The organism is Kaistella gelatinilytica, from assembly GCF_015679325.1.
Classification (GTDB): domain Bacteria; phylum Bacteroidota; class Bacteroidia; order Flavobacteriales; family Weeksellaceae; genus Kaistella; species Kaistella gelatinilytica.
Genome location: NZ_JADPVI010000001.1, coordinates 286,675 through 301,066 on the forward strand (window position 1 = coordinate 286,675; position 14,392 = coordinate 301,066).

Here is a 14,392-nt window from a genome sequence, read left to right on the forward strand (position 1 = left end):
AAACGCAAAACTTGTAGAAGTGATGATTTTCTATTTGAGTAAAAATGAATTACTGAAATGGCTTAAGAATGCCGCTGAATATTTTGCAAAGATAGTTTATTTCTCCGTAAAAATGAAAAACTGACTTAAAACTGGTCTGATGAAAACTAAAATTTACTTTTTCAGAATTTTCTTCGAAATTGCTCCGATCGTTGTACCCTGAATTAAAATACTGAATGCCACACAAATATAAGTCACGATCATCAAAATATCTTTGAATTCTGAAGCTGGAAGCGACATCACCAAAGCTAAAGATAATCCGCCCCGAAGTCCGCCCAAAATAATAATTTGAGAAGTAGGTTTGTCAACTTTTAAGATGCTTATCGAAGTTTTTCGGGGAATATTAACGGTGAAAAACCTTGAAACCAATAAAATTAAAATACTCAAAACACCCAGAACGATATATTTCAAATTGAATTCGAGAACGACCAAAACCAATGCGATCATCATGAAGAGTAAAGCATTTAAAATGATCTCCAGTAACTCCCAAAATTTCGCGACATACTCTTCCGTTTCTGTACTCATGGCTTCCTCTTTCCTGAAGTTGCCCACCATTAAACCCATAATAACCATTGCTAAAGCGCCTGAAATGTGTATTTGTGCGGAAACAAAATAACCCAGCATGACGTAAGCTAAAGTCAGTAAAACTTCGGTTTCATAATGATCAATTGTTTTGAGAAGGTAATGTAAAATATAACCGAGAACGAGGCCGAAAATTATTCCGCCACCTGCTTCCTGTAAGAAAAGCCATCCAAAATGGGGAAAATCGAATTCTGTAGCACCAGACGTCAACATCTGCGTTAATGCGATAAAAATAACAACGCCAACGCCGTCATTAAACAAAGATTCACCAACAAGCGTGACTTCTATTTTCTCCGGAACCTTCGCTTCTTTTAAAATACTCAAAACTGCAATGGGATCGGTGGGGGAAATCAGTGCTCCAAATATTAAACAGTATAAAAAAGGAATTTCCAAACCTAACCAATGCGAAACGTAGAAGAAAGAACCTGCAACAAAAATGGTTGAAAAAATGACACCTCCTAAAGACAAAACCGTAATGTCTTTCAAGTAATTTCTCATGCTGAACCAATTGGTATGCATGGAACCTGCAAAAAGAAGAAAACCGAGGAAAATATTGAGTACAGAAGTACTGATGTCTGTATTAATAACAAGTTCTCTGATTTGATCAAATGGCAAACTGTAGTAAGATTTGATGACCAGTGCAAATAGCGAAAGCAGGCTGGAAAGAAAAAATAAACCAATAACAAAAGGCAATTTGATGAACCGCTGATTGATGTAAGCAAAAGATGCCGCCAACGAAATAAGAATGATGATGTAGTAATAAGATGACATTTTTTAGTTTCTCTTGTAAATTTCGATGGTATCGATCTTCAGTTTGACTTTGAGCCAGTTTCTGAGGGTTGTTTGCTGAGCCGTGGAAAGATTTTTTTCCGCTTGATAGAAAGCCACAGGAATAATTTTAGTCGAATCGCTTTTATTAAAAATTTCCTGTTTTGCGATGGAAATACTTGTGATTTCGGGAATGATCGAATTCGCTTCCGGGAAAATATTATCTGGTTTAAAAGTGTATTTATTAACCTGATTTTTTAAGTCAGAGATAATAGCATTAGACTGATCTGTGATTTCATTCGTTTCTGCATTTTTAGTGGTCGCGTTGGCCAAAAAAGCACTGTCTTGGCGGATAATTACCTGCGTGTTGGTAATCTTGTACTTTTTCAGACTTTCGTTGACTTCTTTTATTTGAGCGGCTGAAAATTTACGGGAGAGAAAAGCGAGCTCTATTTTTTTCGGAATAGAGGAGTAGGTGGTTTTTTTGTAAACAATGGTGTTTCCTTTTTCTTCAAATTCTTTTGTTAGAAAGTTCTTAACTTTAACCTCATAGTTCTGCTGATCGATAAATCGATAGGCGAAAAAAACGCTGGGAATAATCATTAATGCAGTAATTATAGAAATCCACAACCTGATTTTATCCGATTTTTTCTTATCTACAAATTCTACTGCCGGATAATTTAGAAATTTTACGATAATGTAGGTTGCAATACAAATGAATACACAATTGATCGTGTAAAGAAAAAGCGCTCCGCCAAAATAAGCGAGATTTCCAGTCGCTAAACCATAACCGGCCGTACAAAGTGGCGGCATCAAAGCCGTCGCGATCGCAACTCCCGGGATCGGATTTCCTTTTTCAACGCGCGTTACTGCAATAACTCCAACCAAACCACCGAAAAATGCGATCAACACATCATAAATATTAGGTGCAGTTCGGGCAATAATTTCTGAATGTGCTTCTTTGTAAGGACTTAAATAAAAGTAGAGAAAAGAAACAACCAGACCAACGATGGTCGAAAGGAGAAGATTTTTTAATGATTTTCTTAAGAGATGAAAGTCAAACATTCCCAAGGCGAAACCTGCGCCAACAATTGGTCCCATCAAAGGGGATATTAACATCGCACCAATGACAACCGCAGTTGAATTCACATTTAAACCAACCGACGCAACCATAATTGCACAAGCCAAAATCCAAAGGTTAGAACCGCTGAAAGAAATATTGCTTTTTACGTTGGCTAAAACTTTCTGCTTGTCTTCTTCGCCATTGTGAAGATTGAAAATATTATTCATCAAAAAAAATTAGAGAAACCAAATCTACTAAAAAGACCGCCGAAATCTAGGGGAATTTTTACTTTATTCCTTGTACCATTTAATTTCCTGAATATTTGCTGGCAAGGATATTTTATTGTCCAGTAGTTTGCTTTTTACTTTTTGAATGACTTCACTTTTGATCTTTAGGGCATCTTTGCGATAATCATCTGAACTGATCCAAAAATAAACGCGAATATTTACGGAGTTTACGCCCAAATCTTCCACAGCAGTAAATGCTTCCTTATCGGGATCTTTCAATATATTTTGGTTTTGAAGAACTGTTTCCAAAATCATCGCTTCTGCTTCAGAGATATCATTTTCGTAAGCAATTCCGACCAGGAAATCCATGCGGAAAAATCCATCTTCAGTGAAATTGAAAACTGGTTTTTTCATTACATCACTGTTTGGAATGTAGACATCTTTCCCATCAAAGGTTTTAATTTTCGTGTAGCGAAACTCCATGGTTTTTACTTTACCAAAAATATCTCCAATACTCACGGTGTCATTGACGTTGAAAGGTCTGTTGAAGGACAGAATAATCCCGGAAATAAAATTTTCCCCAATGTCTTTGAAGGCGAAACCTAATATCAGTGCGGATGCTCCAGCTGCAGTGAATAATGCAGAAGCAATCCCTTGTAAACCGGCTGCTTTTAATCCTAACATCAAAACAACTGCGCCGATAATTAACTGAATAGTTTTTCCTAAGAAATTACTCATCAAAGGATCGGAAGTTCTTCTCTTAATTACTTTCTTGGATAGATCTGAAATCTTGGACGCTAAAAATAAACCAATGGCTATGATGAGAATTGCTAAAACAATACCTGGAATTTTGGTCAGTAATACGTCCCAATCTTCTTGAAGTGCTAAAATTATTTTATTTAAATCCATTTTGTTTTATTCCTGATTAAAATGCAAAACCCTTTGTGGAAAAGGAATATCGATGTTGTTTTTTTTGAATTCCTCGAAAATTTTGATGCGAAGATCACTTTTAAGATTTTCTACGCGAAAAACATCTTCTGCCCAAAAGTAGAGATTAAAAATCAGCGAAGAATCTGCATAATCATTAAGTCGAACAAACGCAGGCGGCGCGAGGGAAATCTTTTCATTCTGCTTTGCGGTATCAATTAAGATTTTCATGACCTGGTGAATATCTGCGGAATAAGAAACGCCAACCTGAATGTCGAAACGTGAATTGGGATTCGTGTGAGTCCAGTTGAGGACGCTGTTTTTTGTAAGTATCGTATTGGGAAGAATGATGTATTTGTCGTCCCGTGTTAAAACGGTCGTCGTTCTTAGATTAATTTCTTTGACCTGACAAACGAGTTTATCGGTCTCAATAATATCGCCAACTTTGATACTGGAATCAAGCAGAAGAACGATACCAGAAACAAAATCACTGAAAATATTTTGTAATCCTAAACCAACACCGACCAAAAGAGCTGCGGAAGCTCCTAAAAGTACAGAAACATTAATGCCGATCATGTTCATCCCCATGATAAATCCTACCACGTAAAAAACATATTTGATCAAACTGAAAATGGTGAACTTTTTCGAATCGTCCAGCTTTGATGTGCTGTAAATTATTTTACGTAAAATTCGAAGCGTAAAGGAGATCGCGACGATAAAAAGAATCAGGAAAAGGACCGAAGAAAGTTCTATACTATCTTTTCCGACGCTGAATAGTTTATATTCTAAAATTTTTTTGAGGTCAAAATCCATGGTGTGGTTACATTATTAAGCGAACTCCGCCCAGATCTGCAACACGATAACTGAATCGGTCGCTTGGTGAAGCGATGAACATAAAGTTTTTTGGAATATTCCATTTTTTTGAAAGTTCCTCGATCAAATCTGGAGTAAATTCCCCAATGATTTCTATAAATTCAATATCGATATCGGGATAAGCGCGATCTAAAACCCGAAGATCTACCTTTAGTTCTTCATTATTTTCGCCTTCCCGCATGACGTTCACGATCTTTAATTTTCGCGTGGTTTCATTATCCTCAACATATTGCATGACTTTATTCAAGATGGCAACGTTATCTTTCTTAGTAAAAAATACGAATTCCTGTGCATTAATTCTCCGGTGAAGTCGGTGAAGTTTTTTATTGCTGCTGATGACAAAGCCGCGAAAAGGATTATAGATATTTTCCAGCATTTGAATGATCGCTTTGATGATCTTAATTCTGTTTAACATGATCATCACGACTAATAAGGCGGGAAAGAGATATTTTAGAAAAGTAAAGAATGCATCACTATTGAGAACAATATTTCCGTAAAAAGCAATCGCGATAAAAGAAACTGCGACTAATACAGAAGGTATTGAGGCGCGAATTGGTCGTGGAAGTTTTTTTCTTTTAAATTTCAAAAGTAAATTTCCAATCCCGAAAAGTGCCATTACTGATAAGAAAGAAAAGGTATAAACCCCGGCTAAAGACGTCAAATTTCCCATCGTTACGAATAACACAGAAATACACAGAATAAAAAATCCGACTGCAATTCTATAATGCGATCCTTTTTTGTTTTGCTGTAAAAAATAATTGGGTAAAATTCTATCTAAAGTCATTCTGTTAACCAATCCCGAAACTCCAACAAAGGATGTCAAGACGGCTCCACAAAGAACCAGCACCGCATCGATCGCAATAATATAAGCGAGCCATTTTCCACCTGCGATTTCGCCGACATACGCTAACAAAGCAGTTTGATGTTCACCGACTGTTGCAAGTGGCAAAACGAAAATAATGATCAGAGCCAGGAGCGGATTAAAGAAACTCACGATTGCCCACATATTGCGAAGCGTTTTGCTAAAAACGCCGGCTTCCTGCTCTTCTACAAAGTTTGCGGAACTTTCAAAACCGGAGATTCCAAGCATCGCGGCAGAAAATCCCAGAAAAAGGGCTGTAATTATTCCACCGGACTTTAATGGAGTATTCCAGTTAAGATGAAATGTATCAAAACTGTGGGTTGATATAAACCAAATTCCCGCGATAACAAGCAATGAAAGCGAAACCAGATGGATCAAGAAAATAACGACTGCGACATTTGCAGATTCGCCAATTCCCGAAATCGTAAGCATCGTGAAAATAAACAGAACCAAAACCGTCGCAATAATGACGTTGATCCAGGGCAAAAGATTGTGAAGATAATGCATCGCTTCACTTGCAGAAATTACTGCGGTTGCCATGTAAGACAAAACAGTTAAGGTTGCAGCCACCGAAGCAGTGCGTTTCGAGGCGGTATTTAATAAAACATTATAAGCACCTCCATTAAGAGGTAACGCTCCAACAACTTCTACGTAAATTTTCCGAAAAATAAAAAGAACTGCCGCAACAATTAGCAAAGAAAGCCAGGCGTATTGTCCGGCATACATAATGGTAAGCGCAGAAACGTATAAACAGGAAGAACTGATATCATTGCCCGAAATCGCCGTAGATTGTAGTTCATTGAGCTTTTTATGAACTGTTTTTTCCAAATTTAAAGGTTTCATTTAATTTTTTTTTCGTTGACGTTTCAGCGATTTCTCTTACATAAAAAAAATTCAGGGAATCAATTAGAATGTAAATGTAAAAGAAAATTTTTTGGGATAGAATAAAATGTTATGGCTGAATTTGATTCTTAATCAATTTTTTTCCAGGTTTGATCAAGACGTAAGTTTTCCATAATCTCATAAATTTCCTTCAATTTCGGTGTGCCATTTTTCCCGTAATCTTCAATGTTTTTCGAAGTTCCATCTGTAAAATTAATTCTGAGATAAGAAGTTGGCAGATCGGAAACATTTCTGTTTTTGTAATGATCTTTTAGGGATCGTAGATCAGCGCTGTTCAAAAGGTTGATCATTTTATTGTAATCAGCTTGTTTGATGGTTGCTGTAAAAGTTCCTTCCTTTTGCTCCGAAAATTCGCCCTTCGAATGGTTTTTAGTAAAGGTAAAATGCTCCGCTTCAATCACCGCAGTTCTGTCGGGATTGATCGTCATTTTAAAAATAGGACAAAATCCAAAACAGGCGCCGGCTTCATATTGTATTTTAGAATATTTTGTGGGATTCTGGGTCGTGCAAGAGAGCAAAAAAACCGATAAGAATAATGTTAAATAGTATTTCATTAAATTAATTCAAAAAAATACTTCAACTATTACGCCAAAAATTATTTAAATCGATAACCGAAACCTGCTTGTAAGAAACCTATTTTTGTAATTGGTGCGTCTTGAACAGCAGCATTAAAAAAGTTAAAATGATACCTTGCATCTGCGAAAAAATGCTCGTTGAATTTATATTCAGTCCCGAGGAAAGGGAAAATATTTAAGGTCTTAAACAAATCGGTTTTCCCACTCGGTGTTTGATCAGAATTAAAGGTGTTCTCGACTTTAGATGAAATGTTGAAACCAAAATTCATTCCTGCTGATAAAGAAAAATTTGGAACGACATAATACTTTGCAGCGATCGGAACCTGAATTTGTGAAGTCGTAAAAGTGGTTGCGTTCGTACCAATTACGAGCACTTCATTTCCAACAACAGTTGTAAGCTCTTCTGCAGGACTTTGTCCACCTAATTCGGTGTAAAGTAATTCTGCCTGGATTGAAAATTTATCGGTTAAATGATGTTCAGCTAGCCCACCAACATAGAAATATGATTTGGAACTGAATTTGAAATCATCGAAACCGGAAACCTCCCATTTCATATTTGAAAGGTTGTAACCTGCTTTGACCCCAAATTCAGTTTGAGCATTTATATTTCCAGAAAGAACGAAAGTAATGAGTAGTAGATAGATTTTTTTCATGCCTCTAAACTACTGAAAATTATTTAGAGATTTTCCCCTTCACCGTGCAATCTTTTCCAGATCGCATCTTTCAGTTCCATAATTCCTTCCTGCGTTACGCCTGAAAAGAAAATTGGTTTTCGATTTTCAGGAAACTCTTTTAATATTTCTTCTTTCAACTCATCATCCAAAAGATCAGATTTTGAGATTGAAATTAAAAAATCTTTGTCCATCAATTCAGGATTATATTCTTTCAGCTCATTTTCCAAAATTTTAAATTCCTGAAAATGACTTTCAGAATCAGCCGGAATCATGAATAAAAGAATTGAATTTCTTTCAATATGTCGTAAGAATCGGTGACCAAGACCTTTTCCTTCTGCTGCACCTTCGATAATTCCCGGAATATCTGCCATTACAAAAGATTTGTAATTTCGGTAATCTACAATTCCAAGATTCGGAGTTAAAGTGGTAAAAGCGTAGTTTGCAATCTTTGGTTTAGCAGCAGAAACAGCTGCCAAAAGCGTAGATTTTCCTGCATTCGGAAAACCAACAAGACCAACATCTGCCAAAAGTTTCAGCTCAAAAATGACAAAACCTTCTTCACCATCCATTCCAGGTTGTGCAAAACGTGGAGTTTGGTTGGTAGAAGTTTTAAAGTGTTCGTTTCCCTTTCCACCTTTTCCTCCATGTTTGATGATGATTTCCTGGCCGTCTTCTAAAATTTCAGCAATGATCTCACCTTCTTCATTTCTGGCAATTGTTCCCAATGGAACTTCAATATACACGTCTTCACCATAAGCACCGGTCAACTGATTTTTCATCCCGTTGTGACCTTTTTCCGCTTTGATGTGTCGCGTGTAACGAAGTGGTAAAAGCGTCCATTCATGGGCGTTTCCTTTCATAATTACATGACCGCCTCGTCCGCCGTCGCCACCATCAGGACCACCTTTTGGAATATATTTTTCACGACGAAGGTGCGAAGAACCTGCACCACCGTGACCTGATTTACAATGAATTTTAACGTAATCTACGAAATTGGACATAATTTTTAATTTTTAGGACTGGAGTAAAAGGTGGTTCTGCTAGAACAAAAACCTTTTATTTCGACCTATTTTATTTTTTCTACTTCTGCAAAAAGTTTTTCAGATATTTCATCAATTGCTCCGACTCCGTTTACCTCGACATATTTGCCTTGTTTTTTGTAGAGTTCAGCAACTTCTGCAGTTTTTGCGTAATATTCTTTAATTCTATTTCTAATAATCTCTTCGTTGGAATCATCTATTCTTCCACTCGTTTTACCTCTGTTCAAGAGTCTTTGCACTAATATTTCATCATCAACAACCAAAGAAATACAGATTGAAATTTTATCATTCAAAACTTCTTTTACAATTTTCTCAAGTTCCTCAGTTTGGTTGGTCGTTCTCGGATAACCATCGAAGATGAAACCTTTTGTAGCAGATGGTTTTTTAACTTCATCGGTCAACATATCGGTCGTAACTTGATCAGGAACCAGTTCGCCTTTATCGATAAAAGATTTCGCAAGTTTGCCAAGTTCAGTATCATTTTTCATGTTGTAACGGAACAGATCACCGGTAGAAATTTGTTTCAGATTAAATTTTTCAATTAAATTCTGAGCCTGTGTACCTTTTCCGCTTCCTGGAGGACCAAATAGAACGATGTTAATCATTTTTTACTGTTTGAATATTTTGAAATTTACTTCTTACTATTTCTTTCAAAAAGTCGCCTTATTCATTGATACGACCTTCTTCTAACTGATATAAATCTTTTAGATTTCTTCCCAACTCATCATAATCTAAACCGTATCCCAAAACAAATTTGTTCGGAATTTCTTTGCCAACATAATCTAATTTGAAATCTTTCTTGTAAACATCGGGCTTTAAAAGGAAAGTCGCTAATTTAACTGATTTTGGTCTTTGGGTTTCTTTAAAATATTGAAAAAGACTTTCTACGGTGTTTCCCGTGTCGACAATATCTTCGACCAGAATAATATGACGGTCTTTAATATCTTTCGTCAGTTCCATTTTTTGATAAACAATTCCTGTTGATTGCGTTCCTGCATAAGAACTCATTTGCAAAAATGCAATTTCGCATTTCCCCGGATAATGTTTCAAAAGGTCAGAGAAAAAAAGAATTACACCGTTTAAAACTCCAATAAAAACAGGTGTTTCATCCTTGTAATCTTCGTAAATTTTGAGTGCAGTAGCTTTTACAATTTCCTGAATTTCCGCATCTTTCAGATAAGGAACGAATGTTTTGTCGTGAATTTGTACAGTTTCCATAGATTATTTTCAAAGTGCAAATTTAAGGTTTTTTAAGGGATTTTTTTGTATTTAAATTTTTGTCCTTCTTAAATGAAAGTTTACCGGTAAAAAAGATGATTATTTATTCCGAAATTTTTGCCCAAAACTTTTAATAAATCTATTTTTGTAGAAATCTATAAAAAAAGTAAAATATGGCGACTTATGTGGTTGTTGGTCTTCAATATGGGGATGAAGGAAAAGGCAAGATAACAGACGTTTTATCGGCAAAATCTGATTACGTTGTACGTTTTCAGGGAGGCGATAATGCGGGACATACTGTTTACGCAGGTGAAGAAAAATTTGTTTTACACTTGCTTCCATCCGGAGTTTTGCAGTGCAAGGGAAAATGTATCATCGCGAATGGAGTCGTGGTAAATCCTAAAGCTTTCTTAAAAGAAATTGGCCAGCTTGAAGCGAAAGGAATGCGTACTGATCACGTTTTTATCAGCAGAAGAGCGCACGTAATTATGCCGTATCATATTTTACTCGACACTTATCGCGAGGAAGAAGAAGAAGGAACTCACATTGGAACGACCAAAAAAGGAATCGGTCCTTGTTATGAAGATAAGATCGCAAGAGTTGGGATCAGAATGGTTGATCTTTTAAATCCTGAAGTTCTTGCAGAAAAAGTAAGAAAGAATCTAAAAATAAAAAATTCTCTTTTTGAAAAATATTTTGAAAAACCAACTTTAGAATATGACGAAATTTATAATGAATTTTTAGAATTAGGGCAAAAATTAAAGGATCGCATTGTTGATACCGAAGTTGAATTGAACCAGGCGATTCACGATGGAAAAAATATTCTGTTTGAAGGTGCGCAAGCTGCAATGTTAGATATTGATTTTGGAACGTATCCTTATGTAACATCATCTTCACCAACAACGGGTGGAGTTTGTTCCGGAGCTGGAGTACCGCCAACAAGTCTTCAAAATTTAATTGGGGTTGCAAAAGCGTACACCACAAGAGTTGGAGAAGGACCATTCCCAACAGAATTGGACAATGAATTGGGCGAAAAAATCAGACAGATCGGTTTCGAATTCGGGGCTACTACAGGAAGACCGCGAAGAACAGGTTGGCTCGATCTGGTTTCATTGAAACACGCAACAATGATCAACGGAATCAATAATTTAGTGATCACAAAACTGGATGTATTATCAGGAATCTCTCCAATCAAAATAGCGACAAAGTACAAAACTGAGGACGGAAAGATCATCGATTACTTCACATCATCAACTACCAAATTATACAAGTACGAACCGATGTACGAAGAACTGGAAGGTTGGGATGAAGATCTTACCAAAGTAAGAAGTTACGATGAACTCCCGGAAAATGCGAAGAAATATATCGAGTTTATCGAAAAGTATTTGGGAATTAATGTTTACCTCGTTTCGGTAGGTCCGGAAAGAAGTCAGAATATCATCCGAAAGGAATTATTTTAAAAATAGAAAAGCTGAGAAAAACGTTTTCTCAGCTTTTTTTATAAATTATATTTAGGAGTATTTCTCGTAAGCCTTTTCCAGTTTCTGGTCGTATTTATTCAACTTATAACTTTCGCCATTATATTTCTGTGCCACTTTTTCCCAGTTTCTATTTCGGAGATCGGTCATAATATTATTGACTTCCAGAAATTTACCGAACGCTTTTAAATGTTCTCTTTCATGAAGGTACATTTTATCTACAAAATCCTGTACCGAAGCATAACCCAAACTCACTGCATGATAACCCATGATCTGAAAACTTCCCCAGGATGCTGAAGCTAAAGCGGCTTCCTTTACTCTGGAGTCTGAACTGATCGCGATGGCTTCGTTGAGTCGATCATATTCTTTAACGCCTCCCTGGTAAAATGCTTTTGTCCATTTTGGATAAAGCACATTTTTATTTTCAGATGTTAAAATATGTTCCGGATTGATGCCTCTGTGTAATAGTTGCTGCCAAAAAACATGACCTTCAAACAATATTTTAGGTTTGCCATTGATCAGAAAACCTTTTCCGGAGCTTTCTACCTCATTGATTGCTTTTACAGCAGCCAACTCGAGATTGTGCGCCTGCGAAAAATCGATAAGATCTGCTTCTGACAGAAAGAGACCGTTACTTGAGAAGATCTTTGAGCTTTTATCGAATAAGACCTGCCATGTTTTTATGCCAACATTTCCATCGCTTACAAGCGAGTTTTTTTCCTGAAAATCTTTAACTGCTTCATCTACTTCAAGAGTAAACGAATCAGAAATTTTTATTTCATATCCTAATTTGTGCAGCATTTCGCAGAGGGTATAAACTTCCAGTGCTTTTGCGCGGTATTTTAAAGCGATCATAATTGGTAGTTTTTTGGTTTAAGTTATGCTCAAATATTATCAGGACTATTAGAACAAAAAGCGCAGAGGTAAGATCAATACTTTTTAGAAACGATATTTTTTACTTCTTCTGCACTAGTAAAAAATAATTTTCCTAAACGTTTTTTTTATTGATTTTCTTTTAACACTATGTTTTTCATTTGCAAATTTACGTGAATTGCATGCTGAATCTCACGGTGTATTCCCCGTAAATGAAGCGTGTTTTATCTGTTTTTTTAAGGGGTAAAACACCTGTTAAATTAAATCTGATAAAATCGAGCGCTTCTCTTCTTATGTTTGTCCTAAAAATGTAAAATATTGCCTGAATAAAGATAAGATTCAAAATTGTTTATCTAAATTCTCATTTTGTTATGAATTGAATAATATCTATTGATATTTGTCAAAGATTTGGTTTATTATTTGATATGTTTTTAATGTTATTGAAATTAACATATCAAAATAACAATTACCTGTTTTTTAACTCTTTAATATTTACAAAATGAAAAATTTTTTAAACTCAGGAAAAGAATATCGCTTCAATGAAATTCTTTTCGAAAACCGCAACAAGAATTACGGTGCTTATGTAATGCGCAATGATGAAGCTTATAACCTTACCAAAGCATTGTTTATTGGCGTAGCATTTTTTGCTACATTGGCAATTGCGCCTTTAATCATCAATTCTTTCCAAACTCCGGATGTGATTGATTCTGATTCTGGCGGATTTATAATTACGCCGGTACAATTGCCTCCTGATGAAATTCCTGTTGTCGTAACACCAGTCGTTCCTCCAAGAGTTATTGAAAGTACAGTGAAACTGGAAATTCCGACACCGGCAAGAAATCCAGTAATAGAAACTCCTGCAACACCATTAAGTGCAACTAATGATGCGAGAATTGGTACAGACAATGTGATCGGAACTCCACCAGTTACTATTTCTGCACCGGTTATTGTGGAACATGTCATTATACCTTCACCCGCGGTTCCTAAACCCGTTAATAATGATATAATTGATAAAGTGGATACTGAAGCAATTTTCAATGGTGGAATTAATGCATTCAGAAGTAAAGTGATACAAAATTTTAATGCAGGGAGTTTTGACGGAACTGGCGATCTGCTAAAAACTACAGTCACGTTTATTGTTGAAAAAGACGGATCGATTTCAAGTATTACGGCTAAAGGACCCGATTCAAAATTTAATAAAGAAGCAGAAAATACCGTTAAAAATATAAAAGGAAAATGGATGCCTGCAAAATTAAATGGGCAGAATGTAAGAAGTTATTTTAATTTTCCAATTTCTATGCAATTTGAGTAAAGTCATTGATCTCTATTTCATATTCTTACTTATCCACAAAAGATTCGCTTTTGTGGATAATTTTTTTATTGATTAAACTCTTAATTAACAATACTTTAACGTAAAGTGAAGGTTTATGAATCCTCTGAAAATCAGAAAAAAGTGTATTTTTGGTGATTAAAATCGTACAGAATGGCTAAAATTATAGGTGTTGCAAATCAAAAAGGTGGTGTTGGTAAAACGACAACTGCCATTAATTTAGCCGCCGCATTGGGAGTTTTGGAAAAGAAAATATTGCTGATCGACGCTGATCCACAAGCGAATGCGACTTCAGGTTTAGGAATTGAGCAGTCTAATTTTTCCACCTACAATCTATTGGAACACAGCGAAAACGCTAAGAAATGCATCCAAAAAACAACTTCTCCAAACCTTGATATTATTCCGTCTCACATCGATCTGGTCGCAGCTGAGATTGAACTGGTAGATCGGGAAAATCGAGAATACATGCTAAAGGAAGCGCTCAAAACAATCAGAGATGATTACGATTATATTATTATCGACTGCGCGCCAAGTTTAGGTTTGATCACCATCAATGCGTTAACTGCGGCTGACTCTGTAATTATTCCTATTCAATGTGAATATTTTGCATTGGAAGGTTTGGGTAAACTTTTGAATACCATCAAAAATGTGCAGAAAATTCATAACAAGGATTTAGATATTGAAGGTTTGCTTTTAACGATGTATGATTCCCGTCTGAGACTTTCAAATCAAGTTGTTGAAGAGGTGAATTCACATTTTCCTGAAATGGTTTTCGAAACAATTATCAGTAGAAATGTCCGTTTAAGTGAAGCGCCGAGTTTTGGGGAAAGCATATTAAATTACGATGCAGAAAGCAAAGGTGCAATTCAGTATCTTCAGTTAGCAGAAGAAGTTTTGCTAAAAAACGAAAATTTAGTTCAAAATTAAAATAAATATTTTTTGATTTAAATACTTTTAATC

14 protein-coding genes are annotated in these 14,392 nt (G+C 35.8%); 3 read left to right on the forward strand and 11 right to left on the reverse strand.

Going from position 1 to position 14,392, the window contains the following annotated elements; all coding sequences use genetic code 11:
• Positions 1 to 153 precede the first annotated feature (153 nt).
• The 10 genes from IV494_RS01170 to IV494_RS01215 all read right to left on the reverse strand — a co-directional run bounded on the left by IV494_RS01170 (position 154) and on the right by IV494_RS01215 (position 9,751).
• Entirely contained in the window at positions 154 to 1,392 is a 1,239-nt protein-coding gene (locus IV494_RS01170) for a cation:proton antiporter (protein WP_196078345.1), read from the reverse strand.
• A 3-nt stretch (positions 1,393 to 1,395) separates the two neighbouring features.
• Complete coding sequence (locus tag IV494_RS01175; RefSeq protein WP_196078346.1) at positions 1,396 to 2,679, reverse strand: DUF389 domain-containing protein; 1,284 nt, start codon at positions 2,677 to 2,679, stop codon at positions 1,396 to 1,398.
• 63 nt (positions 2,680 to 2,742) lie between these two features.
• Positions 2,743 to 3,588: a mechanosensitive ion channel family protein gene (locus tag IV494_RS01180; protein WP_196078347.1), complete on the reverse strand. Its 846-nt coding sequence runs from the start codon at positions 3,586 to 3,588 to the stop codon at positions 2,743 to 2,745.
• 6 nt (positions 3,589 to 3,594) lie between these two features.
• A complete protein-coding gene (locus IV494_RS01185) occupies positions 3,595 to 4,419 on the reverse strand; it encodes a mechanosensitive ion channel family protein (RefSeq protein WP_196078348.1) in 825 nt (274 codons plus the stop codon).
• A 7-nt stretch (positions 4,420 to 4,426) separates the two neighbouring features.
• Positions 4,427 to 6,184: an APC family permease gene (locus IV494_RS01190; RefSeq protein ID WP_196078349.1), complete on the reverse strand. Its 1,758-nt coding sequence runs from the start codon at positions 6,182 to 6,184 to the stop codon at positions 4,427 to 4,429.
• A 128-nt stretch (positions 6,185 to 6,312) separates the two neighbouring features.
• Entirely contained in the window at positions 6,313 to 6,798 is a 486-nt protein-coding gene (locus IV494_RS01195) for a DUF6438 domain-containing protein (RefSeq protein WP_196078350.1), read from the reverse strand.
• 41 nt (positions 6,799 to 6,839) lie between these two features.
• The gene (locus IV494_RS01200) at positions 6,840 to 7,472 is read right to left on the reverse strand and encodes a porin family protein (RefSeq protein WP_196078351.1); all 633 of its coding nucleotides are present in this window, start codon (positions 7,470 to 7,472) and stop codon (positions 6,840 to 6,842) included.
• Between the two features lie 23 nt (positions 7,473 to 7,495).
• Positions 7,496 to 8,494, reverse strand: coding sequence for a GTPase ObgE (obgE, locus tag IV494_RS01205; protein ID WP_196078352.1), 999 nt, complete (start codon positions 8,492 to 8,494; stop codon positions 7,496 to 7,498).
• 65 nt (positions 8,495 to 8,559) lie between these two features.
• Positions 8,560 to 9,138: an adenylate kinase gene (locus IV494_RS01210; protein WP_196078353.1), complete on the reverse strand. Its 579-nt coding sequence runs from the start codon at positions 9,136 to 9,138 to the stop codon at positions 8,560 to 8,562.
• A 58-nt stretch (positions 9,139 to 9,196) separates the two neighbouring features.
• A complete protein-coding gene (locus IV494_RS01215; protein WP_196078354.1) occupies positions 9,197 to 9,751 on the reverse strand; it encodes a phosphoribosyltransferase in 555 nt (184 codons plus the stop codon).
• 173 nt (positions 9,752 to 9,924) lie between these two features.
• Here IV494_RS01215 and IV494_RS01220 point away from each other — a divergent pair, with 173 nt between their 5' ends.
• Positions 9,925 to 11,211 carry an adenylosuccinate synthase gene (locus IV494_RS01220; RefSeq protein ID WP_196078355.1) on the forward strand — a complete coding sequence of 429 codons (1,287 nt, stop codon included), beginning with the start codon at positions 9,925 to 9,927 and terminating at the stop codon, positions 11,209 to 11,211.
• Between the two features lie 51 nt (positions 11,212 to 11,262).
• Here the strand turns inward: IV494_RS01220 and IV494_RS01225 are convergent, their stop codons facing one another.
• Positions 11,263 to 12,084, reverse strand: a complete 822-nt coding sequence (locus tag IV494_RS01225; protein ID WP_196078356.1) for an N-acetylmuramidase family protein — start codon at positions 12,082 to 12,084, stop codon at positions 11,263 to 11,265.
• Between the two features lie 517 nt (positions 12,085 to 12,601).
• On the opposite strand from IV494_RS01225, the gene IV494_RS01230 reads away from it, so the two are divergent.
• Together IV494_RS01230 and IV494_RS01235 are read left to right on the forward strand one after the other, a co-directional pair.
• Entirely contained in the window at positions 12,602 to 13,414 is an 813-nt protein-coding gene (locus IV494_RS01230) for an energy transducer TonB (RefSeq protein ID WP_196078357.1), read from the forward strand.
• A 171-nt stretch (positions 13,415 to 13,585) separates the two neighbouring features.
• A complete protein-coding gene (locus IV494_RS01235; protein ID WP_196078358.1) occupies positions 13,586 to 14,359 on the forward strand; it encodes a ParA family protein in 774 nt (257 codons plus the stop codon).
• The last annotated feature ends 33 nt before the right edge of the window (positions 14,360 to 14,392 follow it).

Excerpts from the sequence above, each read along its gene's own strand:
- IV494_RS01170 (WP_196078345.1), bottom strand. The coding sequence starts at position 1,392 with ATGTCATCTTATTACTACATCATCATTCTTATTTCGTTGGCGGCATCT.
- IV494_RS01175 (WP_196078346.1), bottom strand. The coding sequence starts at position 2,679 with ATGAATAATATTTTCAATCTTCACAATGGCGAAGAAGACAAGCAGAAA.
- IV494_RS01180 (WP_196078347.1), bottom strand. The coding sequence starts at position 3,588 with ATGGATTTAAATAAAATAATTTTAGCACTTCAAGAAGATTGGGACGTA.
- IV494_RS01185 (WP_196078348.1), bottom strand. The coding sequence starts at position 4,419 with ATGGATTTTGACCTCAAAAAAATTTTAGAATATAAACTATTCAGCGTC.
- IV494_RS01190 (WP_196078349.1), bottom strand. The coding sequence starts at position 6,184 with ATGAAACCTTTAAATTTGGAAAAAACAGTTCATAAAAAGCTCAATGAA.
- IV494_RS01195 (WP_196078350.1), bottom strand. The coding sequence starts at position 6,798 with ATGAAATACTATTTAACATTATTCTTATCGGTTTTTTTGCTCTCTTGC.
- IV494_RS01200 (WP_196078351.1), bottom strand. The coding sequence starts at position 7,472 with ATGAAAAAAATCTATCTACTACTCATTACTTTCGTTCTTTCTGGAAAT.
- obgE (WP_196078352.1), bottom strand. The coding sequence starts at position 8,494 with ATGTCCAATTTCGTAGATTACGTTAAAATTCATTGTAAATCAGGTCAC.
- IV494_RS01210 (WP_196078353.1), bottom strand. The coding sequence starts at position 9,138 with ATGATTAACATCGTTCTATTTGGTCCTCCAGGAAGCGGAAAAGGTACA.
- IV494_RS01215 (WP_196078354.1), bottom strand. The coding sequence starts at position 9,751 with ATGGAAACTGTACAAATTCACGACAAAACATTCGTTCCTTATCTGAAA.
- IV494_RS01220 (WP_196078355.1), top strand. The coding sequence starts at position 9,925 with ATGGCGACTTATGTGGTTGTTGGTCTTCAATATGGGGATGAAGGAAAA.
- IV494_RS01225 (WP_196078356.1), bottom strand. The coding sequence starts at position 12,084 with ATGATCGCTTTAAAATACCGCGCAAAAGCACTGGAAGTTTATACCCTC.
- IV494_RS01230 (WP_196078357.1), top strand. The coding sequence starts at position 12,602 with ATGAAAAATTTTTTAAACTCAGGAAAAGAATATCGCTTCAATGAAATT.
- IV494_RS01235 (WP_196078358.1), top strand. The coding sequence starts at position 13,586 with ATGGCTAAAATTATAGGTGTTGCAAATCAAAAAGGTGGTGTTGGTAAA.